This window comes from Streptomyces viridosporus T7A, assembly GCF_008704515.1.
Lineage (GTDB): Bacteria > Actinomycetota > Actinomycetes > Streptomycetales > Streptomycetaceae > Streptomyces > Streptomyces viridosporus.
Genome location: NZ_CP023700.1, coordinates 896615 through 921211 on the forward strand (window position 1 = coordinate 896615; position 24597 = coordinate 921211).

At 71.9% G+C, this 24597-nt stretch carries 19 protein-coding genes; 11 read left to right on the forward strand and 8 right to left on the reverse strand.

Annotated features, from left to right (window positions below):
* Positions 1-38: 38 nt before the first annotated feature.
* Positions 39-257, reverse strand: coding sequence for a hypothetical protein (locus tag CP969_RS04345; protein WP_051044453.1), 219 nt, complete (start codon positions 255-257; stop codon positions 39-41).
* 279 nt (positions 258-536) lie between these two features.
* Here CP969_RS04345 and CP969_RS04350 point away from each other — a divergent pair, with 279 nt between their 5' ends.
* From CP969_RS04350 to CP969_RS04370, 5 genes are all read left to right on the forward strand, one after another.
* Positions 537-926 (forward strand): thiol-disulfide oxidoreductase DCC family protein, encoded by a 390-nt coding sequence (locus tag CP969_RS04350; RefSeq protein WP_016827737.1) that lies wholly within the window; start codon positions 537-539, stop codon positions 924-926.
* A 374-nt stretch (positions 927-1300) separates the two neighbouring features.
* Positions 1301-2392, forward strand: coding sequence for a DUF475 domain-containing protein (locus CP969_RS04355; protein ID WP_004992356.1), 1092 nt, complete (start codon positions 1301-1303; stop codon positions 2390-2392).
* A 142-nt stretch (positions 2393-2534) separates the two neighbouring features.
* Positions 2535-2966 (forward strand): NfeD family protein, encoded by a 432-nt coding sequence (locus CP969_RS04360; protein ID WP_004992355.1) that lies wholly within the window; start codon positions 2535-2537, stop codon positions 2964-2966.
* 4 nt (positions 2967-2970) lie between these two features.
* Positions 2971-4011 carry an SPFH domain-containing protein gene (locus tag CP969_RS04365; RefSeq protein WP_016827735.1) on the forward strand — a complete coding sequence of 347 codons (1041 nt, stop codon included), beginning with the start codon at positions 2971-2973 and terminating at the stop codon, positions 4009-4011.
* A gap of 312 nt (positions 4012-4323) precedes the next feature.
* Positions 4324-5784, forward strand: coding sequence for a dihydrolipoyl dehydrogenase family protein (locus tag CP969_RS04370; protein WP_026085434.1), 1461 nt, complete (start codon positions 4324-4326; stop codon positions 5782-5784).
* Between the two features lie 307 nt (positions 5785-6091).
* Here the strand turns inward: CP969_RS04370 and CP969_RS04375 are convergent, their stop codons facing one another.
* Entirely contained in the window at positions 6092-6694 is a 603-nt protein-coding gene (locus CP969_RS04375; RefSeq protein ID WP_004992352.1) for a GOLPH3/VPS74 family protein, read from the reverse strand.
* A gap of 364 nt (positions 6695-7058) precedes the next feature.
* On the opposite strand from CP969_RS04375, the gene CP969_RS04380 reads away from it, so the two are divergent.
* Positions 7059-9179 carry a SpoIIE family protein phosphatase gene (locus CP969_RS04380; protein ID WP_026085433.1) on the forward strand — a complete coding sequence of 707 codons (2121 nt, stop codon included), beginning with the start codon at positions 7059-7061 and terminating at the stop codon, positions 9177-9179.
* Between the two features lie 70 nt (positions 9180-9249).
* Positions 9250-9810: a DinB family protein gene (locus tag CP969_RS04385; protein ID WP_399474232.1), complete on the forward strand. Its 561-nt coding sequence runs from the start codon at positions 9250-9252 to the stop codon at positions 9808-9810.
* A 292-nt stretch (positions 9811-10102) separates the two neighbouring features.
* On the opposite strand, the gene CP969_RS04390 is transcribed toward CP969_RS04385, so the two are convergent.
* Positions 10103-10717 carry a CatB-related O-acetyltransferase gene (locus CP969_RS04390; protein WP_063744539.1) on the reverse strand — a complete coding sequence of 205 codons (615 nt, stop codon included), beginning with the start codon at positions 10715-10717 and terminating at the stop codon, positions 10103-10105.
* A gap of 367 nt (positions 10718-11084) precedes the next feature.
* Here CP969_RS04390 and CP969_RS04395 point away from each other — a divergent pair, with 367 nt between their 5' ends.
* On the forward strand, positions 11085-14093 hold the full coding sequence (locus tag CP969_RS04395) for a 3-keto-alpha-glucoside-1,2-lyase-like domain-containing protein (RefSeq protein ID WP_016827730.1): 3009 nt from the start codon (positions 11085-11087) through the stop codon (positions 14091-14093).
* 489 nt (positions 14094-14582) lie between these two features.
* On the opposite strand, the gene CP969_RS04400 is transcribed toward CP969_RS04395, so the two are convergent.
* On the reverse strand, positions 14583-15941 hold the full coding sequence (locus CP969_RS04400; protein ID WP_004992345.1) for an MFS transporter: 1359 nt from the start codon (positions 15939-15941) through the stop codon (positions 14583-14585).
* A 209-nt stretch (positions 15942-16150) separates the two neighbouring features.
* Between CP969_RS04400 and CP969_RS04405 the strand changes: the two genes are divergently transcribed.
* Positions 16151-16927 carry an aminoglycoside adenylyltransferase family protein gene (locus CP969_RS04405; RefSeq protein WP_016827728.1) on the forward strand — a complete coding sequence of 259 codons (777 nt, stop codon included), beginning with the start codon at positions 16151-16153 and terminating at the stop codon, positions 16925-16927.
* 310 nt (positions 16928-17237) lie between these two features.
* Here CP969_RS04405 and CP969_RS04410 read toward each other — a convergent pair whose 3' ends face one another.
* The 4 genes from CP969_RS04410 to CP969_RS04425 all read right to left on the reverse strand — a co-directional run bounded on the left by CP969_RS04410 (position 17238) and on the right by CP969_RS04425 (position 22104).
* A complete protein-coding gene (locus tag CP969_RS04410; RefSeq protein WP_016827727.1) occupies positions 17238-18677 on the reverse strand; it encodes a GH1 family beta-glucosidase in 1440 nt (479 codons plus the stop codon).
* Between the two features lie 97 nt (positions 18678-18774).
* Complete coding sequence (locus CP969_RS04415; RefSeq protein WP_016827726.1) at positions 18775-19692, reverse strand: carbohydrate ABC transporter permease; 918 nt, start codon at positions 19690-19692, stop codon at positions 18775-18777.
* A gap of 12 nt (positions 19693-19704) precedes the next feature.
* Positions 19705-20700 (reverse strand): carbohydrate ABC transporter permease, encoded by a 996-nt coding sequence (locus CP969_RS04420; protein ID WP_016827725.1) that lies wholly within the window; start codon positions 20698-20700, stop codon positions 19705-19707.
* Positions 20701-20793: 93 nt separating this feature from the next.
* The gene (locus CP969_RS04425) at positions 20794-22104 is read right to left on the reverse strand and encodes an ABC transporter substrate-binding protein (protein ID WP_004992335.1); all 1311 of its coding nucleotides are present in this window, start codon (positions 22102-22104) and stop codon (positions 20794-20796) included.
* Positions 22105-22407: 303 nt separating this feature from the next.
* Between CP969_RS04425 and CP969_RS04430 the strand changes: the two genes are divergently transcribed.
* Positions 22408-23421 carry a LacI family DNA-binding transcriptional regulator gene (locus CP969_RS04430; RefSeq protein WP_004992334.1) on the forward strand — a complete coding sequence of 338 codons (1014 nt, stop codon included), beginning with the start codon at positions 22408-22410 and terminating at the stop codon, positions 23419-23421.
* Between the two features lie 241 nt (positions 23422-23662).
* Positions 23663-24394, forward strand: a complete 732-nt coding sequence (locus CP969_RS04435; RefSeq protein ID WP_016827724.1) for an alpha/beta fold hydrolase — start codon at positions 23663-23665, stop codon at positions 24392-24394.
* Positions 24395-24597: the final 203 nt, after the last annotated feature.

Sequence of the window (24597 nt, forward strand, 5' to 3'; positions counted from 1 at the left end):
GTGAGCTCCTCTCCTAGGGGTGAATCCCGTATGCCCGGTCATCGCGTTCGCAGACGCGCCGAGACGTAGGTCCGGTCGTCACCGGTCGCGCACGCCTTGGTCCCCGTCCCCAGGTCCCGTACGAGCGGCTGGTCCGGCGGCAGGTTCTCCGCCGCGTACGCCGTGCCGGACGTGCCCGTCCCCGTCGTCACGGCCGCCGCCGCGGCGCAGCACACCGCCGCCAGTCGCGCGGCAGCGGCCCTTCGTCTTCCGGTCAACTTGTCCCTTCCTGTTCGTCGTTGGTGCACGTGGACCGCACGAGCCGCATGGAGCCAGCAGAGACGACCGACACAGCCGAAGCGATGTCCGCCGCTGCAGGACTCCTGGTGCCGCCGGGCTTTCCCGTCGACCGGTGCCGGGGGCGTTCGGTCGTGCGACGGGTGTGCGCCGGCGGTGGTCCGCCCCGGCCGGGGCGGCTCGCGCACGGTGACCGGCGCTCCCGGCGGCAGCGACACCTCGGCGGGGAGGTGGACGGCGCGCGCGGCATGATGGGGGTTATGCGGATCCGGCCTGTGCTCGTCTTCGACGGAGACTGCGGCTTCTGCACCGACTCGGTGCGTCTCATCGAGCGAGTGGTGCGGCCACGGTGTGAGACCGTCCCCTGGCAGCGGGCCGACCTGGCGGCTCTGGGCGTCACCCCGGAACGCGCCCGGCACGAGGCGCTCTGGGTGACGCCGACCGGAAGGGTGTACGGCGGCGCCCAAGCGGTGGCGAAGCTGCTGCTGAGCGCCGGCGGCGCCTGGACGCTCGCGGGAGCGTTCCTCACCCTGCCGGTGGTGCGCGGGGCGGCCCACGCCGCCTATCGGCTCGTGGCGGACAACCGGCAGCGTCTGCCCGGTGGCCCGGCAGGGTGCGCGCTGCCCGCGGACCGGACACGGCGGACGTAGCCCGGTGGCGCGGCGGCGCGGACCGGGAAGCCGTCCTTCCTTCCCGCCCCCGGCTCGTCGGACCGTCCCGGGTGTGCCCGGAGCAGGTGCTCGGCGGACCCGTCAGGGCGCCGGAGCGACGGCAGGCCCCCGTGCCGGACGGTGCCCGGCGGGCCGGCAGGACGCGACGTCCTCCCGCAGCCGGCCGCGGACGTGTGCGGCGCCGCCGAAGGAGTCGCGGGCGACGACCCCGGCGGGGCCGCTCTGCGTATGAGGGTGCGGGGCCGGTTCCCGCAGGCACTGCCTCGCGCCGCGTAGTAGACATCCGGGAGAAGGGCACTGGAACGGGAGTCACCGTCCGGCGACGAGCGCGACGAGAAAGAGAAGAGTGCCACGTGCTGCTGAAGACATTCCGCTGGACCTTCGTCGTCACGGCCCTCGGCCTGGCCGCCGGAGCGCTGTACGACGGCTGGACGGCTCTCGGCCTGGTCGCCATCCTCGCCGTTCTGGAAGTCTCGCTGTCCTTCGACAACGCGGTGATCAACGCCGGCATCCTCAAGAGGCTCAACGTCTTCTGGCAGAAGATCTTCCTCACCGTCGGCATCCTGATCGCCGTCTTCGGCATGCGGTTGCTCTTCCCCATCGTCATCGTCGCCGTCAGCGCCCGGCTCACACCGTCCCAGGCCGTCCACCTCGCGCTCACCGACAAAGCCCGCTACCAGGAACTCGTCACCGACGCGCACCCGTCGATCGCCGCGTTCGGCGGCATGTTCCTGTTGATGATCTTCCTCGACTTCGTCTTCGAGGACCACGAGACCAAGTGGCTCGGCCCGGTGGAACGCCTCCTGGCCAAGCTCGGCAGGATCGACATGCTGTCGGTCTGCATCGCTCTCGCCGTCCTGCTCGTCACCTCCATGACGTTCGCCGCCCACGCCCACCAGCACGGCGGCGTCCATGCCGACAAGGCCCAGACGGTTCTCGTCTCGGGCATCGCGGGTCTGATCACCTACCTGGTCGTGGGCGGGCTCTCCGGCTTCTTCGAGGACAGGCTGGCCGCCAGGGAGAACGAGAGCCGTGCCGAGCAGCGTCCCGAAGGCGTCGGCGGGGGCCGGTCCGCGGTGGCCCTGGCCGGCAAGGCCGCGTTCTTCACCTTCCTCTACCTCGAGGTCCTGGACGCGTCCTTCTCCTTCGACGGCGTGATCGGCGCCTTCGCCATCACCAACGACATCATCCTGATGGCCCTGGGCCTGGGCATCGGCGCCATGTACGTCCGGTCGCTGACCGTCTACCTGGTCCGCCAGGGCACCCTGGACGACTACGTCTACCTCGAGCACGGCGCCCACTACGCCATCGGCGCGCTCGCCCTCATTCTCCTCGTCAGCATCCAGTACGAGATCAATGACATTGTCACCGGTCTCATCGGCGTCACCCTGATCTGCGCCTCCTTCTATTCCTCCGTCCGCCACAACCGCGCTACGGCTCGATAAGGACCGAAGAGAGATGCACGCTTGAATCTAACCGCTCGCCGATTCGACGGGTCCCCGACGAAGAACACGCAATTCAGTGATCAGGGGAGAATGGAGAGAACCACAGGCAGTCACTGTCCTCACCTGCGAGAAGAAGCACATCATGGATCCATGGTTGATCTGGTTGATCATCGCGGCTGTTCTGGCCGTGGCGGAGATCCTCACACTCACCGCCGCGCTCGGAATGCTGAGCGCGGCCGCCCTGGTCACCGCGGGCTTCGCCGCGATCGGGTTGCCTCCGGCCTTCCAGCTGGTGGTGTACGCCGTCGTCGCCACCGTCACCGTGCTGTTCGTACGCCCCATCGCCCTGCGTCACCTGCTGAAGCCCCAGACGGCACGGTTCGGTGTCGACGCGCTGGTCGGCAAGGCCGCCTATGTCGTCTCGGAGGTGACGGGCTCCGGCGGCAGGGTCCGCATCGACGGCGAGGAGTGGACGGCCCGCGCCTATGACGACACGCTGGTGATTCCGTCCGGGGCGACCGTCGACGTCATAGAGATCAGTGGCACCACCGCATTCGTCTATCCCCGGGACTGAAGCCATGGACTCTTCAGCATCTCTCATCGCCGGCCTGATCGTCGCGGTCATCGCGATCTTCACTGTGATACGGGCCGTCCGCATCGTCCCCCAAGCGCGCGCCCGCAATGTCGAACGGCTCGGCCGCTACCACCGGACGCTGAACCCCGGCCTCAACCTCGTCATCCCCTACATCGACCGCGTGCGCCCCTTGATCGACCTGAGGGAGCAAGTCGTCTCCTTCAAACCGCAGCCGGTCATCACCGAGGACAATCTGGTCGTCGAAATCGACACCGTCCTGTATTTCCAGGTCACCGACCCGAAAGCGGCTTTCTACGAGATCGCCAACTTCCTCCAGGCCGTCGAGCAGCTCACCGTCACCACCTTGCGCAACGTCGTGGGCTCCATGGACCTGGAGAAGACGCTCACCTCACGGGACACCATCAACAGCCAACTCCGCGGCGTCCTGGACGAGGCCACCGGCAAATGGGGGCTCCGGGTCAACCGGGTGGAGATCAAGGCCATCGACCCCCCGCAGTCCATCAAGGACGCGATGCAGAAGCAGATGCGGGCCGAGCGGGACAAGCGGGCCGCGATCCTGGGTGCCGAGGGACAGCGCCAGTCGCAGATCCTCACCGCCGAAGGGGACAAGCAGGCTGCCGTCCTGCGTGCGGAGGGCAACCGTACCGCCGCGATCCTCCAGGCCGAGGGCCAGTCCCGGGCGATCGACGAGGTGTTCCAGGCCGTTCACCGCAACGACCCCGACCCCAAGCTCCTCGCCTACCAGTACCTCCAGGCGCTGCCCCAACTCGCGCAGGGCCAGGGCAACAACTTCTGGATGATCCCCAGCGAGATCACCTCCGCGCTCCAGGGCGTCTCCCGCGCCTTCACCGAGGCGCTGCCCCCGTCGTCGGCCACCCGCGAGAAGCCGTCCCACGACGACATGGCCGCCCAGGCCGCCAGCGACACGGCCCAGGCGGCGGAAGCCGCCGCCGAGGCCCTGGCCGACGCCGCACAGGCCGACGGCGCCGCCGCCGGCCGCATCCCGCCCCGTCCGACTCCCTGAGCCCTTTCCGCCGTCGGCGCGAGCCGGCCGGCCGCAGACAGGGGACGGGGGCGATACGCGGGCCGCGCCGGGCGGAAAACCTCGCGCCGGCCCGCCGGGAATGCGCGGTCCCGACGGGCCCACCGGACGGTCGCGCGCCGCGGTGCCGGAACACGGGCGGGGGGCTCCCGGCCCGCCAGGCGATGTCTCCCCCGCTGGAGGAAGATGGAGAAACGCTGCCGCGACGTCGCACGGGTCCCGTCGTCACGCAGTGGCCTCCCCCCTTCTGTGCGCCGTGCGGCGGCTGGCAGTCGAATGAGGACGGGAGCAGGGATGAAGGGCACTTCTCGCGTCTGCGACGTGGTGGTTCTCGGTGCCGGTCCCGCGGGCGAGAACCTGGCCGATCGTACGAGCGCCGCCGGACTCACCTCGGTGATCGTGGAGAACGAGCTGCTCGGCGGGGAGTGCTCGTTCTGGGCGTGCGAGCCCAGCAAGGCGCTGCTGCGTCCGGTGGTGGCGCGGGCCGACGCCCGTCGGGTACCGGGGCTGAGGCGAGCCGCCGAGGGGCCGCTGGACGTTCCCGCGGTCCTCGCCCACCGGGACGAGATGGCCGCCCACTGGCAGGACGACGACCAGGTGGACTGGTTGCGTTCCGTGTCCGTGGACCTGGTGCGGGGCCACGGCCGGCTGGACGGGCCGCGGCAGGTCGTGGTGGACACCGCGGACGGCGGGACCGTGCGCCTCACCGCCCGGCACGCCGTCGGCGTGGCCACGGGAACCATCACCGCCTTCCCCGATCTTCCGGGGCTCGAACAGGTCCACCCCTGGACGAACCGTGACGCGACCGCCGCCCGGCACGTGCCGGAGCGGCTCGCCGTGGTGGGTGGCGGTGTGGTGGCCGTCGAGATGGCCACGGCCTGGCAGGCGCTCGGGTCCCGGGTGACCGTGCTGGTGCGCGGGCACAGGGGACTGCGCAGCCGGATGGAGCCGTTCGCCGGGGAGATGGTGGCGGACGCCCTGCGCGCGGCCGGTGCGGACCTGCGCTTCGACACCTCGGTGACCGAAGTCGTCCGGGAGGGCGGGGCGGGAAGTCCCGTGCGGATCACCCTGTCCGACGGGGGCTCACTGGTCGCGGACGAGATCCTGTTCGCGACCGGCCGCGCGCCGCACACGGCGGACATTGGCCTGGAGACCGTCGGTCTGACCCCTGGCGACTGGCTGGCCGTGGACGATTCCTACCGGGTGACGGACGTCCCCGACGGATGGCTCTACGCGGTCGGCGACGTCAACCACCGGGCGTTGATGACACACCAGGGGAAGTACCAGGCGCGCATCGCGGGCGCCGTGATCGGAGCGCGCGCCAAGGGTGAGCCGCTCGACGACGGCAGGTGGGGCGCGCACGCCTCGACGGCCGACAGCGCCGCCACGCCCCAAGTGGTCTTCTCCGAGCCGGAGGTGACCAGTGTGGGGCTGACGACGCGGGAGGCGGAGCGCACCGGGCACCGGGTCGACGTCGTGGACTACGACATCGGCCGCGTCGCCGGCGCGGCCCAGTACGCCGACGGGTACCGCGGCAAGGCGCGCGTACTGATCGACGCCGGTCGCGGAACCGTCGTCGGGGTGACCTTCGTCGGTCCCGGGACCCAGGAACTGCTGTACTCGGCCACCGTCGCGATCACCAGTGAGATGCACGTGGACCGGCTGTGGCACGCCGTTCCCGCGTTCCCGACGATCAGCGAGGTCTGGCTGCGCGTCCTCGAGACCTACCGGGACCGGGCCGGCCGGACGACGTGACGCCCCTGCGGCACGGTCCCCGGCCGGCCGCGCGCGACCGGGCCCGGGCGGGCACTTCACTTCACGCTCGACGCTCGCGAAGAGCCCGTTCGCGGTGGTGACCCGGACGACCCGACAGGTGTCCGTGTGTGCGTCCGGAACCAGGGGCGGCGGTCCTCGACGCCACGGACGGCCGCGGGACGGCCGCGCACCGGAAGGAGAGGGGAAGCCGAAGGGGGGTGGGGGCGGGCCTCCGAGTCGGACCAGGACGGCGGCCGTCGGGCCGGGCCGTCGCCGGGCGGTCGGGGGCCGGCCCGTTCTCACCGCGTCACTGGCCCCGCCAGATGTTGTCGAAGGCCGCCTTCTCGATCGATCTGCGTTGCCGTACGGCAGCCAGCTGTGTGACGGCGTCGTAGACGCCTCCCAGTACGGCGCCCTGCTCGTCCGTCAGGCCGGTGAGCGCGGCCTCCTGCTGGTCGGTGATCCCGGCGGCGGCCGCGAGGCCGGTGAGGACGGGCTCGCGGGCCGTCCAGCGGTCGGCCGCACGACGAAGGTCCGGGGAGTCCACCGGTGCCGGACGGCTCCTGCTGAACGGGTTGCGGTGGGGTCGCGCGGGCGCCACCAGTCCTTCCGCTTCGAGCGCGGCCCGATAGCGCGCGGCCAGGTCACGGCCCCGACGCCACAGCCAGTCCACCACGGTTTCGTGGGGTGCTCGCCGTACGAGCAGCGACTCGGCTTCCCGCAGCAGGGGATCGTCGGTCCGTGGCGACGCGCCGGGCACGAGCCGGTCACCGTCGAGGGTGACCGCCCGGGAGTCGATGAGGTCGATCAGTTCGGCGCCCGCCAGCGCGAGCGACAGGTCGCCCTGTTCCACGGCGGGGTTGGTCTCCGGGTCGGCGGCGACGATCGACAGGTCCCGGGCGGTGGTCATGAGCGACTCCAGATCTGACGGGGCGATCGTCACCGGCGGGGCCGATCGCTTGACCGGCCGAACGCGTCGGCCGGCGGCCGGGGGGGAGGTCATCAGGAGGCCCGACCGTCTCCCCGACCACGATAAGCGCAGGCGCGGGCGGGGCGCGTCGCGGAACGGGGACCGATGACGAAAGCCGGGTGGTCCTGTCCGGCCGTGTCCGGTTCCGGGCCGGAGCGGCCCCATTCGGCGAGATCGCCCCCGGGCGGTGGTCGCGGGCGGCCGGTGAGCGACGGCCGGTGCGGAGGCGGACCGCGACCCGCCCGTGCGGGCGGTGGCGGCGGTTGCTTCGCTCGCCGACGGTCCGCACCGTACTGTCTGTTATGTGAAGAATGGCGGTTCCGGTGGGTTCGACGGCGAGAGGGCGTTGGACGAGGCGCTCGTCGCCACGGTGCGCCGCACGGGGGCTCTGGCGGGGGGCGTGTACCTGCTGTCGGCGACCGAGCCGGTCCTGGGCCTGACGGTGGTGTGCGGGCTGCCGTTGGTGGCGGTGGCCCCGTGGAGACGCGTCGCGGTGTCGGCCCTGGGCCCGCTGTCGGAGGCGGTGCGGGAGGACCACCTGGTGTGGGTGGGGCGGCAGGAGGACATGGCCCGTCTGTATCCGCACGCCGCGGCCGGGATGCCCTACCAGTTCGCGCTGGCCTTCGCCCCTCTGCACGGTGTCCACCGCTGGGGGGCGCTGGTGCTGGTGTGGTCCAAGAGCCACCCACCGTCCCTCACCCGCCGCGAACGCGGGCACATCCTGTCAAACTCGCGGCGCATCACCCGGGTGCTGGACGAGTCCCCCGGGCCGCTGAGCCTTCCCGACCGGCCGCGTGCCGTGCCCCTGCGCTGGTCCGGCCCCGATCCGGCACAGGCGGGGCTGGCCGCCGCCGACCTGGTCCAGCGGCTGCCCCTCGGCGCCCTCAGCCTCGATCTGGAAGGACGCATCACCTACCTCAACGACGCCGCCGTCCGCCTCCTGGGCCGCAGCGCCGAGCGCCTCCTGGGCACCCTGCCGTGGCAGGCCCTGCCCTGGCTCGACGACCCCGTCCACGAGGAGCACTACCGCACCGCGGTCTTCAGCCGTGAGTCCGTCGCCTACACCGCGCTGCGCCCGCCCGACCGGTGGCTGGACTTCCGGCTCTACCCGAACGACAGCGGCATCAGCGCCCTGATCTCCCCGCACCAGGACCAGCAGCCGGCACAGGAGCCGCCCCGTGTCGCGACGCCTCTGGGCGCCGCGCCGGAGGGCGTCGGCACGGGACGGATCCACCAGCTGATCCACCTGGCGGCCGCCCTGAGCCAGACCGTCACCGTCGCCGATGTGACCCATGTGGTGGCCGACCGGATCCTGCCCGCGTTCGGCGCCCGGGGCATGGTCGTCTTCGCTGCCGACGCCGGACGTCTGAAGGTCATCGGGCACCGGGGCTACGACCCGCGCGTCATCGCACGCCTGAACGGCCTGCCGCTGGACACCGACCTCACCCCCGCCGGGCACATCCTCCGCAGCGGCATCCCGTCCTTCTTCGCCGACCCCGACGAGCTGGCCCGCGTCCACCCGCGGACGCTCGTCATCAGCGGCAAGCAGGCATGGGCGTTCCTGCCCCTGGTGGTCGCCGACCGCCGGGTCGGCTGCTGCGTGTTGTCCTACGACCGTCCGCACTCCTTCAGCGCCGGCGACCGCGCCGTCCTCGTCTCCCTGAGCGGACTCATCGCCCAGGCGATGGACCGCGCGCTGCTGTACGACGCCGAGCACGACCTCGCCCACGGTCTGCAGCAGGCCCTCCTGCCGGTGACCCTGCCTCCCGTCCCCGGGCTCACCGTCGCCGCCCGGTACCTGCCGGCCGCCCACGGCATGGACATCGGCGGCGACTTCTACGACCTGATCCGCCTCAGCGACACCACCGCCGCCGCCGTCATCGGGGACGTGCAAGGGCACAACATCACCGCCGCCGCCCTCATGGGCCAGGTCCGCACCGCCGTCCACGCCACCGCCGGCGCCCAGCCCGGCGAGGTCCTGGCCCGCACCAACCAAGTCCTGATGGACCTCGAGACCGACCTGTTCGTCTCCTGCCTCTACCTCCACATCGACCTCGCCGCCCGGCGCCTCCACCTGGCCAGCGCGGGGCACCCTCCCCCGCTCCTGCGCAGCCCGGCGCCCGCGGCGAGGACCCGCGTGCTCGAGGTGGAGCCGGGCCCCCTGCTCGGCATCGACGTCGACGCCTCCTACCCGGTGACCACCGCGCCGCTGCCCGCGGGAGCGCTCCTCGCCCTCTACACCGACGGGCTCGTGGAAACCCCCGGCACCGACATCACCGCGTCCATCACCGCTCTCGCCGGCCACCTCACCGACAGCGGCGACCGGCCACTGGACGACCTGGCCGACCGCCTCGTCCACGCCGTCCCCCACCGCACCCGCGCCCGCGCCGACGACATCGCCCTGCTCCTGCTCCGCAGCCGGTGAAGGACCGCCCGGGCTCCCCCGGAGAGAATTCAGTGGCGGGCCGGGACCGCCGCGGACGAGCATGGCGCGCATGAGTGAGCGACCCGCGCGATGGAGCCAGGCGACCGTCCACCCCGACATGTGGACCGATCCGGACGACGACCCCCGTGAGAACGAAGGCCCCGGTCCGGAAGGCGAGTCGGCGACGCTGCTGGACTTCCTGACGGGTTACCGCATGACCCTGCGGATGAAGTGCGAGGGCCTGGACGCGGAGCAACTGGCCCGCCGGTCGGTTCCGCCGTCGACGATGTCGCTGCTCGGCCTGGTCCGGCACCTCGCCGAGGTGGAACGGGACTGGCGCAACTGGATCACGGACGGTGACCCGCTGCCGAAGCTTTACGGCGAGAAGGACGCGGACTTCGACGGAGCCGCCGCGGAACAGGCCGTGGTCGACGCCGCGTTCCGCGACCTGGAGCGCGAGCAGGCCGCGACCGACGCCGCGCTGGCCGGGCACCCGGACCTGGGGGCGCGCGTGGGGAAGGACGGGACCTCGGTCCGGGAGCTGATGGTGCACCGGATCGAGGAGTACGCCCGCCACTGCGGGCACGCCGACCTGTTGCGCGAGTGCATCGACGGCAGGGTGGGCCAGTGACGAGGCCCTGAGGCCCCAACCGCCCCCGCTGGCACGTCGCTTCGGGTGGAAGCCTCCTCCCCCGCCGACCCGGCCCGTGGGGGGCCTCACCGTCCGCCGGACTCGTCCGCCACCCGTCCGGGTCGGGCCGGACCCACCGCGCCGGCTTCGATGAGCCGCTCCGGCAGGGCGAGGCCCGGTGCCCCGTCACCGTGCCGGTGGGACGGTGCCTTCCGAAGCCGGCCCGCTCGGCGGCCCGAACTCCCCGCGACCGTACGGCTGATGCGTCCGTGCGGGCACTCCCGCACGGGCGTCACCCGTGCGGGGTGGCCGGGGCGGCGGCTTCCAGATCGGCGATGCTGCCCGACATGATCGTCCGCACGTGCTCGGTGATGTGCTCCGCGGGCCAGTTCCACCAGGCCACCGCCAGCAGCCGGGCGATCTCCTCCTCGCTGTACCGGGTGCGGATGAGGCAGGCCGGGTTGCCGCCGACGATGCCGTAGTCGGGCACGTCGGCGGTGACCACGGAGCCGGCGCCGATGATCGCGCCGTGGCCGATCCGCACGCCGGGCATCACCGTCGTGCCGTGGCCGAACCAGACGTCGTTGCCGACGACGGTGTCCCCGCGGTCGGGCAGGCCCGTGAGCAGGTCGAAGTGTTCCGCCCAGGAGCCGCCCATGGTGGGGAAGGGGAAGGTCGAGGGGCCGTCCATCCGGTGGTTGGCGCCGTTCATGAGGAACCGCACGCCCGTGCCCAGCGCGCAGAACCTGCCGATGACCAGCTTCTCGGGCCCGTAGTGGTACAGCACGTTGCGCGTCTCGAACGCGGTCGGGTCGTCCGGGTCGTCGTAGTAGGAGTACTCCCCGACCTCGATCAGCGGGGACTTCACCAGCGGCCTGAGCAGCACCACCCGCGGCTGCTCGGGCATCGGGTGGAGGACCGTGGGGTCGGCGGGTACGGGCACGGGGTGATCCTCCTCGGCGGCGGGTCCGTGTCCGGTCCATGATCGCGGCTCCGCACCGTCCCCGGACAGCGATTCGTCACCTGCGCGAACGCGGCGCACCGCCCCCGGCGTCCAGCCCCAGGACCATCCGCGTGGACGTGGACTTGTCGGCCCCGTTCCTTCGCGGGGCACACCGCCCCGACCGCACACGGCCCCGGACTTTGAACTCTCCGATGACAAAGTATGGACATGTCAAACAGAAGCCTTCTACCGTGGCGGCGCACGTGCAGCGCCACCGCAGCAGACCGGAGCGATATCCGGCACGGTCCGGTCCCCGACTCGTGGAGGACCAATGCCCCACCGTCTGTTCCCGCGCGTCCGAAGACACCTCGTCCCCCTCCTCGCCGGAGCCTTCCTGGCCGGCGGGCTGTGCTCCGCCCCGCCGGCTTCCGCCGCTCCCGCCGACCTGCCTCCCCAGGAACCGGGAGTCACGCTCCGCGTGTTCGACGTGCAGACACCGCTGAGCAGGCTGTGCACCCTGAAGCCGGGTCAGACCCCCAACCACGACCGACTGATGCCGACGGTCGACTGGTCCACGGAGGCCGACTTCGGCGGGTTCTCCGACCACTTCGTCACCGAGACGTCCGGTTACCTGAACGTGCCGGAGGACGGCAGCTACGCGTTCCGCCTCACCAGTGACGACGGTTCACGGCTGACCATCGACGGCGACACCGTCATCGACCACGACGGGCTCCACGGGAGCGAGCCGAAGGACGGCACGGTCCATCTCACCGCCGGTCCGCACCCGTTGCGCATCGACCACTTCGAGCGGGACGGCGGACAACGGCTGCAACTGGCCTGGAGACCGCCGGGCGAGAGCGACTTCGCGGTCGTGCCCCGCGAGGCGCTGAGCACCGACGCCGGTGTCGTCCGGGTCACCGCGCCGGGCCGCAAGGAGTGCGAGGCGAGCGGCGACTCCCCCGGCGACGGCCTGCCCCTGACCTCCGTACGCCCCGACCTGACCCTCACCGACCTGCGTCCGGACGGCTTCGAGCCGCAGGTCAGCGGTATGGACTGGCTGCCCGACGGACGGCTTGCGATCAGTACGTGGGGCGGCACCGACAACGTTGCCGGAGAGGTGTACCTGCTGGACAACGTGACCGGCCGGACGAGCCGGGAGAAGGTCACCGTGCGGAAGGTGGCGAGCGGGCTGCGCGAACCCATGGGCGTCGCGTACGTGGACGGTTCGCTGTACGTCTCGCAGAAGCACGAGCTGACCCGGCTGGTCGACAAGGACCGCGACGGGGTGACCGACGAGTACCGCACGGTCGCCACCTGGCCGTACGGCGGGAACTTCCACGAGTTCGCCTTCGGTCTGCTCTACCGGGACGGCTACTTCTACGTGAACCTCTCCGTCGCCATCGACCTCGGCGGCGCGACCACCACCCCGCAGCCCGCGCCCGGGCGCGGGATCACGTACAAGGTCAGCAAGAAGACGGGGCGCATCAGCCCCGTCGCGGGCGGTCTGCGGACCCCCAACGGCATCGGCTGGGGCCCCGGCGGCGGCCTCTTCGCCACCGACAACCAGGGCGGATGGCTTCCGTCGTCGAAGCTCGTCCAGATCGAACAGGGCCGCTTCCACAACCACTACACCGAGCCCCCGGGCACCTTCGACGACTCCCCCGTCACCGAGCCGGTGCTGTGGCTGCCGCAGAACGAGATCGCCAACTCGCCCTCCACTCCGCTGTATCTGAAGAAGGGCACCTTCGCCGGCCAGATGCTGCTGGGCGACGTCACCTACGGCGGTCTGCAGCGCGCCTTCCTGGAGAAGGTGAAGGGCCAGTACCAGGGAGCCGTCTTCCGCTACACCCAGGGACTCGAGGCCGGCGTCAACCGCATCACCCTGGGCCCCGACGGCGCGATCTACGCAGGCGGCCTGGGCGCCGACGGCAACTGGGGGCAGGAGGGCAAGCTCAGGTTCGGCCTGCAGAAGCTGACGCCGAACGGCAAGAACACCTTCGACATCCGGTCGATGCGCGCCGTGCCCGGTGGCTTCGACCTGACGTACACCCAGCCCGTCTCCGCCGCCACCGCCGAACAGCTCGCCGCCCGTTACCGTGCCGAGCAGTGGCGCTACACACCGACCGCGGACTACGGGGGCCGGAAGATCGCCGAGGAACCGCTTCCCGTGCGCTCGGCGACGCTCTCGAAGGACGGCCGTACCGTCAAGCTCCGGCTGGACGGCCTGAAGCCGGGCCGCGTGGTGCACCTCCGCTCCCCGCGCCCCTTCACCTCGGCCTCCGGTGAAGCGCTGTGGAGCACCGAGGCCTGGTACACCCTCAACCGGATGCCCGGCAAGCAACCGCCCCCCGCCACCCGGTACGAGGCCGAGGAGGCGCGCCTCACCGGCACCGCCGGCATCAACACCGACCACGCGGGCCACTCCGGCAGCGGCTTCGTCGACCGCTACGCCACCGAGGGCAAGGTCGCCACGACCTTCGACGTGACGGTCCCGAAGACCGGCGCCTACGACGTGGGCCTGCGCTACTCCAACGGACCCAACCCGTTCCGGGGCACCAAGACCCTTTCCCTGTACGCCAACGGGAAGAAGGTGCGGCAGACGGAGCTCGCCCCCACCGGTGACTGGGACTCCTGGTCGACCCGGACCGAGAAGCTGACGCTGCGCGCCGGACACAACACGCTCTCCTACCGGTACGACCCCGGCGACACCGGCCATGTCAACCTCGACCTGATCACCGTCCGCCCGCACGGAGCCCGGTTCACCCTGTTCGACGGGACGGCCGCCTCGCAGGCCCAGTGGCAGCACACCGACGGAAGACGCCTGCGGTGGCCGCTCACCGACGAGAAGTCGATGGAGGTGTGCTGCGGTGACATCCGCACCTTGGACGCGTACCAGGACTTCCGGCTGCACGTGGAGTTCCGCGTCCCCCTGCTTCCCCCCGATGTCACCGGACAGGACCGCGGAAACAGCGGCATCTTCCTCCAGGACCGCTACGAACTCCAGATCCTCGACTCCTACGGCGACACCTCACCGGGCACCGACGAGGCGGGGGCGATCTATCTGAAACGGGCGCCGGACACGAACGCGGCGACGGCGCCCGGGACCTGGCAGACCTACGACGTCGTCTTCCGCGCGGCCCGCTACGACGACAGCGGCCGCAAGACCGCCGACGCCCGCGTCACGGTGGTGTGGAACGGCGAGAAGGTCCACGACGACGTGGCCCTCGACGGACCGACCGCGTCGGGCCGGGCGGAGAGCCCGGCGGCGGGCGCGATCAGGTTGCAGGACCACGGGAACGAAGTCAGGTTCCGCAACATCCGGATCACCCCCTTGGCATGACCGCCGAGCCGAGCCGGGCCGGACGGCCTTCGCGGCCGCCCGGCCCGGCTCGGCCGGACTTGCGGCGCGGACGACCGGACGGCTCGAGGCCGTCGGTCCCGGCGCGTCTTCCCGGCGGCCGCGGGGAATTCCGGGCGGGGCCGTGGACGCGTTCGCGCGGGAGCCGGTCGTGCGTCACCACGACCGGCGTGCCGGTGCAGCGGGCCGGGGCTGCCTCGTTCTCCTCCGCCAAGGCCGGGGCCGGGTGGTCCGTCGGCTCGTCGAGCGGCAGCAGGTCGAGTGGACCGGCCGCTCCCCCTGCGAGCAGTGGGAGAAGAGGGCTTCTGCCGAGGCCGCCGGGACCGGTGACGAGCAACCGGTCGCCAGGACCGAGTCCCCTGTCGGCGCCGGGCTCCCCCGCGCGGAGCGACAGGTCGGCCACACGGCCCCCGAACCGAAGGACCGGCGGGCCGACCGCGGGCGCCGCGGCGGCAGGGGCGGCGCTCCCCGCTAGGCGCCGGGAGGCACGTCGGGTGCGGTACGGGCCACCGCGGGTCCGGGTTCGCCGGGCGCCGTGTCCGCCGTGCCCGGTCCGCCGGCCGCGGCCGTGTGGGCGGCGCGGCGCCGGCGGGCGTCCTCGTCGGTCTGCGCGTCGTAGGTCAGGAGCTTGGGCAGCGCGGTGGCCAGCAGGCCCACGGAGACCACGCAGGCGAGGCCGCCGGTCCAGAACGCCGGACGGGTGCCGGTCCAGCCGGCCATCGCGCCCGCGCGGACCTGACCGAGCTGGGGGCCGACGCTGTAGGACAGGACCTCGATGCCGGCCAGCCGGCCGCGCAGTTCGTCGGGGACGGTCTGGTTCCAGATGGTCGAGCGGCCCAGCCCGCTCAGCATGTCCCCCGCACCGGCCAGCCCCAGGCACACCAGGACCAGCCAGACGTCGGACAGCCAGCCGGCCGCCGCGATGGCCAGTCCCCAGCCGGCCGCGCCGCACACCACCAGCAGCCCGTGCCGCCGTACCCGGGACACCCAGCCGCTGGTCAGGCTCACCAGGACCGAGCCGACCGACCCGGCCGCGTACATGAGCCCCAGCGACCAGTCGGCGTCCAGTTCGTCGGCGAGGAAGGGGAAGATCGTGTTCGGGAAGGCGAAGAACATCGCCGCCAGGTCCACCGCGTAGGTACCCAGCAGCACCGGTCGCGACCAGGCGTAACGGGCGCCCTCGGCGATACCGCGCAGCGACGGCTTGTCGGCGTTCTCCGCAGGCGGCGCGGGCGAGAGCCGCAGGCACATCAGCACCGAGGCGATGAAGCAGATCACCGTCGTCGCGTAGGCCGGGGCGTTGCCGGCGTAGGCCACCACCAGGCCCGCCACCGCGGGTCCGGCGATCGCCCCGATCTGCCAGCGCAACGCGTTCAGCGCGGCCGCCGCCGCGAGCTGGTCGTGCGGCACGATCCGGGCCAACAGGGAGTCCAGCGCGGGCCGTTGGAGCCCGGCCAGGGCCGCCACACCGGCCGCCACCACGTACAGCGGCCACAGCATCGGCTCCGGCAGCATCGCGTTGACCAGTAGGACCACCGCCAGCAGCCCCAGCCCGGCTTCGGTGAGCAGGATGACCCTGCCGCGGTCCACCGCGTCCGCGAGCGCCCCGCCGTACAGCCCGAAGATCACCAGCGGCACCAGTTCGACCGCGCCCATCGCGCCCACCGCGAGCGGTGAGCCGGTCAGCTCCTTGATCTGGAGCGGCAGGGCGACCAGGGCCATGAAGCTGCCGAAGTACGTGATCAGTCCCTGCGCCCACAGGAGCCGGAAGTCACGGGAGGAACGCCAGGGCGAGAGGTCGGGCAGCACCGCGGAGAGCTTGGAGGTCACGACGGGTCATCCTCCGTCGGCGCGAACACACGGCGCAACTTCATATCGGCCCGCTCCGCACGGCCCGGCTGCCGTGGTCCACCGGCCGCGCCGTCCGGCGGCGGAGGACCGGAGAGGAGCGGAGAGGGGGCGGAGAAAAGACGGAGAAGCGGCACCCCACGTCCGGTGATGGCGTGCGGTCGGCCCGTGCGGCGGGAGACACTCGCCCGGTGGATCTGATTCGGGAGACCGTGGGGCTGGTCGGTGATGTGCTGGGGCCGGACGCCCTCGGCACCTACCTCCACGGGTCCGCCGTGCTCGGCGGCCTCAGACCGGCCAGCGACGTGGATGTGCTGGTCGTGTCCCGGCGGCGGATGGACGAACAGCGGCGACGGGCGCTCCTGGGCGGGCTGCTCGACATCTCCGGTTGCGGGGACACGGCCCGCCCGGTCGAGCTCACGGTGGTCGTCCGGTCCGAGGTCCGGCCGTGGCGGTACCCGCCGATCGGCGACTTCCTGTACGGCGAGTGGCTGCGCGCCGAGTACGAGGCCGGGAAGGTTCCCCGGCCGGAGCCGATGCCCGATCTGGCCCTGCTGATCACCACGGCACTGGCCGGCGACCACCCCCTCACCGGCCCGCGCCCGGCACAGGTCCTCGATCCCGTGCCCCGCGCCGACCTGGTCCGGGCGAGCCTGGCGGGCGTCCCCGGCCTGCTCGACGACCTGGACGGCGACACCCGCAACGTCCTGCTGACCCTCGCCCGTGTCTGGAGCACGCTCGCCACCGGCCGGATCAGACCGAAGGACGCCGCCGCCGACTGGGCCCTCGCCCGGCTCCCGCCCGAGCACCGCCCCGTCCTCGAGCACGCCAAGCGGCTCTACCTCACCCGCCGCTACTCCGAGGAGACCTGGAGCGGCGCGCTGCGGGCGCGGGTGCGTCCGCATGTGGACCACGTGCTCGGCGAGATCGACCGTTCCCGCACCCGGTCCCCGCGGGCGGGCCGCTGACGGCGCGGGCGGGCGGCGATCCGCGCCTTCGGTCCGGGCACGCGCCACGAGGGTCCGTCCGCGGACCTCGCCCGCCGGGGCCGGCGGGCCCTTCGGTTGCTCCGGCCGGGTGATGCGGGTCGTCTTCGGAGGTCCCGTCAGCACCTGCGTCGCGGGCGCGGCCCGGCTCCGGCGCCCCGGGCCCCGAGGATGCCGAACGCGTCCGGCACCGAGGACGGGCCCGCTCCCGCGCCCCGGCGCGCGAGGGCGGGAGCGGGCCCGCGGTGCGGCATCCGCGCGGGGCGGCGGTGGGACACCGCACCGGGCTCGGTCAGGCGCCGGGCAGGACGCCGGTGCGGACGACCTCGGAGTACCAGCGGGCGCTGGCCTTGGGGATGCGCCTGCCGGTCGGGTAGTCCACGTAGACGGCGCCGAAGCGCTTGCTGTAGCCGTGGGCCCACTCGAAGTTGTCCAGCAGCGACCACAGGAAGTAGCCGCGCACGTCCGCGCCGTCCACGACGGCCTGGTGGACGGCGGCCAGGTGGCCGCGCAGGTAGGCGATCCGGGCGGGGTCGTTGACCTGGCCGGCGGGGTCGGCGTAGTCGTCGAACGCCGCGCCGTTCTCCGTGATGACCAGCGGCGTCCTCGGGAAGTCCGATGCCAGCCGCCGCAGCAGGTCGTACAGGCCGGTGGGGTCGACGGCCCAGCCCATGGCGGTGGTGTCGCCGGGCGGTTGGTGGAAGGCGACCCGGTCGGCCCCCGGCCAGGGGCTGTGCTCGCTCCTGCCGTGTCCGTCGGAGGTGTGGCTCGCGCCGCCGTCGGCATCGGAGACGAGGGTGGGCGTGTAGTAGTTGACGCCGAGGAAGTCCAGCGGCTGGTGGATCTGTCGCAGGTCGCCGTCCCGGACGAAGGACCAGTCGGTCAGCGCCGCGGTGTCCTTGAGCACGTCCTCCGGGTAGGCGCCCTGCAGCATCGGGCCGGTGAAGACCCGGTTGGCGAGCCCGTCGATCCGGCGGACCGCGTCGGCGTCGGCGTCGCCGTCGGTGAGCGGGCGGACGTGGTGGAAGTTGAGCGTGACCGAGCACTGGGCGTCGGCGCGGACGCGGTCGCGCAGCGCCTGGACGGCCAGGCCGTGGGCCAGGTTGAGGTGGTGGGCGGCGCGCAGGGCGGCGACCGGCTCGGTGCGGCCGGGGGCGTGCACACCGGAGCCGTAGCCGAGGAAGGCGCTGCACCAGGGCTCGTTCAGGGTGGTCCAGGTCCTCACCCGGTCACCGAGGGCGTCCGCGGCGAGGGCCGTGTACTCGGCGAACCGCTCGGCCGTGGCGCGTGCGGGCCAGCCTCCGGCGTCCTCCAGTTCCTGCGGCAGGTCCCAGTGGTAGAGGGTGGCGACGGGCTGGATGCCCTTGTCCAGCAGTTCGTCGACGAGGCGCCGGTAGAAGTCCAGGCCCTTCTGCACGGCGGGACCGCGGCCGGTGGGCTGGATCCGGGGCCAGGCGAGGGAGAAGCGGTAGGCGCCCAGGCCCAGTTCGGCCATGAGGGCGACGTCCTCGCGCCAGCGGTGGTAGTGGTCGGTGGCGATGTCACCGGTGTCGCCGTTGCGGACCCGGCCGGGGGTGCGGGCGTAGGTGTCCCAGATGGACGGTGTGCGGCCGTCCTCGGCGGCGGCCCCCTCGACCTGGTAGGAGGCGGTCGCGGAACCCCAGAGGAAGCCCTTGGGGAAGGTACGGGCGGCGTCCGGGGCGGACGCGGTCTGCTGTCCTTCGGTGACCACGTGAGTCCTTTCGAAGTGGGGGAGTTCGCGGGCGGGCGAATACCGGAAGGGGGCGGGGTGGGGGCCCGGCGGCTCGGGGCCGGGCCCGCGCGGCGGGTCAGCCCTTGACGGCGCCCGCCATGATGCCGCTGACGATCCGGCGGCCGAAGACGACGAACATCACCAGCAGCGGCAGCGTGCCGAGCAGCGCGCCCGCCATGATCAGCGACTGGTCGCGGACGTAGCCCGCGCTGAGCTGGGTGAGGGCGACGGGGACCGTCGGGTTGGTCATGTCGAGCACCACGAACGGCCAGAAGAAGTCGTTCCACGCGTGCACGAACGTGATCATGAACAGGACCGCCATGGCGGGCCGCGCGACGGGCAGCACGATGCTCCAGAAGATCCGCAGCGAGTGCGCCCCGTCCACCCGTCCGGCCTCGACGAGTTCGTCCGGCAGCGCCTCCGACAGGTACTGCCGCATGAAGAACACGCCGACCGCGCTCACCAGCGTGGGGAAGATGACGGCGGGCAGCTGCTGCGACCAGCCCAGCTCGGACATCAGCATGAACAGCGGCACGACGCCGAGCTGCGGCGGCACCATCATGGTGCCGATCACCAGCATGAGCAGGACGTTGCGCCCCTTGAACCGCAGTTTGGCGAAGGCGAATCCGGCCAGGGTCGCGAACATCACCGTGGACATCGCGATCACCCCGGCCACGATCAGGCTGTTGATCATGGCCTTGCCCATCGCGGCCTCGTCCCAGGCCCGGGCGAGGTTGCTGAACAGGTTCGGGCCGGGCAGGAAGGGCGGCGGTGTCTGGCTGACCCGGGTGTTGTCGGTGGAGGCCGCCACCATCGTCCAGTACAGCGGGAAGATCGACAGCAGCGCCATGACGGCGAGCAGGAGGTAGGCGAGCGGGCCCGCGTGGTGCTGACGGCCGGCGCGCTGGCGCAGCAGCCGGCCGCCGCGGCCGGTCTTCTCGGCGGGGGTCCGGGCCGGGGTGTCCGTCCGGGCCGGGAGGCTGTGGGTGGTCATGGCGACTCCAGGTCAGGACGTACGGGAGCGCGCGCGCCTGATCAGGCGCTGCGCCGCGAAGACGAGGACGAGCAGCAGGAACATCGTCCAGGCGACGGTCGCCGAGCGGCCCATCTGGTAGTTCTTCCAGCCCTCCTCGTACAGCAGCAGGCCCAGCGTCTGGTACTGGTTGTCCGCGCCGCCGCTGACGCCGTTGGGTCCCTGGCCGAAGATCAGCGGCTCACCGAACAGCTGGGTGGCGCCGATCGTGGAGAGCACGATCGTGAAGACGATGGTGGAGCGGATCCCCGGGACGGTGACCTGGGTGAACTGCTTCCACCGCGAGGCGCCGTCGAGGGAGGCCGCCTCGTACCGGTCGGCGGGGATGGCCTGCATGGCGGCCAGGTAGAGCAGCGCGTTGTAGCCGGTCCAGCGCCAGATGACGATGGTGGAGATCGCGATCTGGGCGGGCCACTTGTCGGCCTCCCAGTCCACCGGGTCGATGCCGACCGTGCCGAGCGCCCAGTTGATCATGCCGAAGTCGCGTTCGAAGATCATGGTGAACACGAGGGCCGCCGCGGCGACCGAGGTGGCGTAGGGGACCAGCGAGGCGACGCGGAAGAACAGCGAGGCGCGCATCCGGTAGTTGAGCAGGTGTGCCAGGCCGAGCGCCATCAGCAGCTGCGGCACCGTGGAGAGGACGCCGAGGGTGAAGGTGTTCAGCAGCGCGTTCCAGAACCGCGAGTCGTTCCAGAGTGCGACGTAGTTGTCGAACGCCACCCACTCCATGACGTCGAGGGTGGCCAGTTCCACCTGGTGCAGGGAGATCCACGACGTGTAGACGAGGGGGTAGAAACTGAAGGCGGCGAAGACGACGAAGAAGGGCGCGACGAACGCGTACGGGGCGCCCTTGACGTCCAGCCGGTGCAGCAGCGCGCCGCGCCGCCGGGCGGTGCCCTCGCCGCCCGTCTTCGGCGGCGGGCCCGGCGGCTCCTCGCCGGCCAGGGCCCTGGTGGTGGAGGTGGCCACCGGACTTTCCTTCCTGGGATACGGATGTGTGGTCCGGGCCCCGGGCCCGCCGCGGGATGTGCCGGCGGGCCCGGAAGGCCTCAGGGGGAGGGGTCAGCCGACCGCCTTCTCGATGCGTTCCCCGGTGGTCTTCCACGCCTCGTCACGCGAGGTGCCCTGCTGCTCGATCAGGGTCAGGCCCTGGGAGAAGGTTTCCTTGATGGCGCCGTCCTTGCGCCCCAGGACCTGCTTGGCGGGGATCTCCTGGGCGGCGGCACCGAAGATCCGGCCGATCGGCGCGTTGCTGAAGTACTCCGACTCGGCGTTCTTCACCCCGTCGCTCTCCAGCGCCTCCCGCGAGGACGGGATGTTGCCGATCTCCTTGAAGATGTGGGCCTGCTGCTCGGGCGCGGTCAGCCACGCGACGAGCTTCTTGGCCTCCTCCTTCACCGGGCTCTTCTCCACCACGCCGAGGAAGGAACCGCCCCAGTTGGCACCCTTGGGGGCCCTGGCGACGTCCCACTTGCCCTTGTTCGCCTCACCCGCCTTCTCGCTGATGTGGCTGAGCATCCACGCCGGGCAGACGGCCGTGGCGAACGTGCCGTTGGCCAGGCCCGGGTCCCAACCCGGCTGGAACTGGCGGAGCTTGGCGGTCAGGCCGTCCTCGGCGGCGTCGGCGGCGAGGTTCCAGGCCTCCTTGACGGCCGGGTTCCTGTCGTAGATCAGCTCGCCCTGCTCGTCGTAGTACTGCTCGGGATGGCCGTAGACCATGGCGTTGAACAGGCCGCTGGCCGCGTCCATGTAGGCCACGCCGTCACCCTTGAAGCCCTTCTTGAAGGTGCGGCCGGCCTCGACGTACTTCTTCCAGTCGCCCTCCCACAGCTCGGCGACCTCCTCGCGGTCGGTGGGCAGGCCCGCCTTCTCGAAGTAGTCCTTGCGGTAACAGACGGCCATCGGGCCGATGTCGGTGCCCAGGCCCAGCACCTTGCCGTCCCCGGTGCTGATCTGGGACTCCTTCCAGGGCAGGAAGTGGTCGGTGTCGGGCACGTCGGAGAAGTCCGCGAACTTGTCCGCCTGGGTCTCGGTGATCTCCTTGGCCCGGCCGATCTCGATGCCCTGGATGTCCTTCAGGCCCTTGCCCGCCGCGAGCCGGGTCTGCAGCGCGGTGTAGTAGGTCTGCTCGTCGCCGGCGACCTCGGCCTTGATGTCGACGTTCGGGTTCTCCTTCTCGTACTGCTCGAGAAGGCCCGTCTCCTTGAGGCCCATCACCCCGTACAGACCCATGGTGATGACGACCTTGCCGTCCTTCTTGCCGCCGCCGGTGACCGAGTCGTCGCCGCTGCTGCAGCCCACCACGAGTGCCAGCGAGCCGACGGCCGCGGCTGTCGCCACCGCCTTCGTGCGCAACGAACCGAGAGTGCCCATGGATCTCCTCCTAGCGACGGCGCCGACACACCGGGGTGACGAGTTCTGCGGTGGCCGCAGCGGTTTCGACAACGGGTGGGAACGTGCCCACTTAAGGGTGGGCACGTTCCCATCGCCGCACCGAAGACTCCTGGCCCGCGAGGGATCTGTCAATGACTTGAACCGACTTCTCCCCCGGTCCCGCTGCCCGGCGCTCGTTCCCGAAGCTTTCGGGGGTGCTCCGCCCGCGGCGGCATCTGCAACAATTGCCGCTGGTCATCCCCGCGGCCGAGGCCGCCGCGGCTGCCGAGGGAGGGGGAGCGCATGGCTGGGAACCGCCGGCCCACGATCAAGACGGTCGCCGCCCGTGCCGGCGTGGGCCGCACCACGGTGTCCCGCGTCGTCAACGGCTCGGATCTGGTCAGCGCCGACGCCCGCTCCAGGGTCCTGGCGGCGATCAAGGAGCTCAACTACGTCCCCAACTCGGTCGCCCGCGGCCTGGTGACCAACCGCACCAACGCCGTGGCCCTGGTGATCCCGGAGTCGGAGAGCCGGCTCGGCTCGGAGCCGTTCTTCGCCGCGCTGATCCGGGGCGTCAGCGGCGCCCTCGCCGAGAGCCGGACCCAGCTGCAGCTCATGCTCGTGCGCGACCAGGCCGAGCGGGACCAGCTGACCGAGTCGGTGGCGGCGCGCCGTGTGGACGGCGTCCTCCTGGTCTCCGTCCACGCCGAGGACCGGCTGCCCGGAATGCTGGAGGAGATGGGCCTGCCCACCGTGCTGGCCGGCCGCCGCGACGCGGGCGAGCAACTGAGCTACGTCAACTCCGACAACGCCTCAGGGGCCGCCGCGGCCGTCCGGCACCTGCTGCACAGCGGCCGGACGCGGATCGCCACGATCACCGGCCCCCAGGACATGGACGTCGGCCGCAGCCGGCTCGCCGGATGGCGCACCGCCCACCACGAGGCGGGAGTGCCGGCGGACGAACTCCTGGTCGAGACGGGCGACTTCACCGAGGAGAGCGGTGGCCGCGCCATGCGTTCGCTTCTTGAACGCGCCCCGGACCTGGACGCCGTCTTCGCCGCCTCCGACCTCATGGCGGTCGGCGCCCTGGCCGAACTGCGCCGCTGGAAACGGCAGGTACCCGGCGATGTCGCCGTGGTCGGATTCGAGGACTCCGTCCTCGCCCGCCACACCGACCCGCCCCTGACGACGGTGCGCCAGCCGGTGGAGGAACTGGGCCGGACCATGGCCCGGATCCTCACCGACATCACCCAGCACGGCGCGCCCCGGCAGCAGATCACGCTGCCGACGGAGCTGGTGGTGCGCGAGTCGTCCTAGACGATCGATGCCAAGGGGCCGGTGACCGTACGAAGACAGCGACAGGTCCAGCAGGGGCTCGCGCCGTCGGCCTTGTTCGTCGCACGACGCTCTTGGACGCCCCCGTTCCCGTCTTCCGCAGACCTGTGACCGAGCGGCGTACAGTCAGCCGTTCGAGCACCTTCCGGCACCTGCCTCGATCGCGGGGTGGGCCCCGCCGGTGGGGCCGGCTCGAGGACGGTGTCGCCTGGGGGGGAGGCTGATGACGACAGCGGACGCGGTGCCCGTGGTCTTCGTTCACGGGACGCGCTTCAGCGCGGGACAGTGGAGCATGCAGCTCGCCGCGCTCCGGGACGAATTCCCGGTGGTCGCCGTCGACCTGCCCGGCCACGGGGAGCGCTCGGCTCAGCCCTGGAGCCTGAGCGCCGCGACGGAAATCATCGCTTCCGCGGTGGACTCGCTCGACCGCGGGCCGGCTCTGGTCGTCGGGCACTCACTCGGCGGATACGCCTCGCTGGAGTTCGCGCGGCGCTGTCCGGAACGCCTGCGCGGGCTGATCCTCGCGGGAGCCAGTGCCTCCACCCGCGGCCTCTGGTCAGTGCCCTACCGGTGGGTCGCCAGGCTGGTCCCTCGTATGCCTGCGGATCGCCTGGCCCGGTGGAACGACCGGCTGCTGCTGCGGCTTTACCCCCGGGAAGTGGTGGAGGCGACCATCCGGTCCGGCTACGCCTTCCATACCCTGCCGGCAGCCTGGGAGGAGGTACTCGGACGCTTCGACGCGGGTGCGATGCGTGGGGTGAAGGCTCCGGTCCTCATCCTGAACGGCGAGAAGGACACCGTCTTCCGGGCCGGGGAGACGGACTTCGCCCGCGCGCACCCGCACGCTCGCGTCGAATTGATCCCGCGGGCACGACACCTCGCGAACTTCGACGACCCCGATGCCTTCACCGATGCCGTCCGCCGCTTCGCCCACCGGCTCTCTGCCGTCGACTGAGCGCGCCACGGCCGGGATCACCCGGCACCCCTGGACGCCTCGACAGCGACCGCGTGCTCAGCCTGGTCAGAGAGTCGAAGGCCTTGCCGGTGGGCGGGGCCGCCCGCTTGCGGTGGTTGCGCCGGGTGGCGGCCTCGCGGTCCTCGACCTCTTCTTCGAGCAGGACGCGGACCACCTCGGCGGGGTCCCGCCACCGCGCTCCC

Coding starts and splice junctions, on each gene's coding strand:
- CP969_RS04350 (WP_016827737.1), top strand. CDS start 537: ATGCGGATCCGGCCTGTGCTCGTCTTCGACGGAGACTGCGGCTTCTGC.
- CP969_RS04360 (WP_004992355.1), top strand. CDS start 2,535: ATGGATCCATGGTTGATCTGGTTGATCATCGCGGCTGTTCTGGCCGTG.
- CP969_RS04365 (WP_016827735.1), top strand. CDS start 2,971: ATGGACTCTTCAGCATCTCTCATCGCCGGCCTGATCGTCGCGGTCATC.
- CP969_RS04370 (WP_026085434.1), top strand. CDS start 4,324: ATGAAGGGCACTTCTCGCGTCTGCGACGTGGTGGTTCTCGGTGCCGGT.
- CP969_RS04375 (WP_004992352.1), bottom strand. CDS start 6,694: ATGACCACCGCCCGGGACCTGTCGATCGTCGCCGCCGACCCGGAGACC.
- CP969_RS04385 (WP_399474232.1), top strand. CDS start 9,250: ATGAGTGAGCGACCCGCGCGATGGAGCCAGGCGACCGTCCACCCCGAC.
- CP969_RS04390 (WP_063744539.1), bottom strand. CDS start 10,717: ATGCCCGAGCAGCCGCGGGTGGTGCTGCTCAGGCCGCTGGTGAAGTCC.
- CP969_RS04395 (WP_016827730.1), top strand. CDS start 11,085: ATGCCCCACCGTCTGTTCCCGCGCGTCCGAAGACACCTCGTCCCCCTC.
- CP969_RS04415 (WP_016827726.1), bottom strand. CDS start 19,692: ATGACCACCCACAGCCTCCCGGCCCGGACGGACACCCCGGCCCGGACC.
- CP969_RS04425 (WP_004992335.1), bottom strand. CDS start 22,104: ATGGGCACTCTCGGTTCGTTGCGCACGAAGGCGGTGGCGACAGCCGCG.
- CP969_RS04430 (WP_004992334.1), top strand. CDS start 22,408: ATGGCTGGGAACCGCCGGCCCACGATCAAGACGGTCGCCGCCCGTGCC.
- CP969_RS04435 (WP_016827724.1), top strand. CDS start 23,663: ATGACGACAGCGGACGCGGTGCCCGTGGTCTTCGTTCACGGGACGCGC.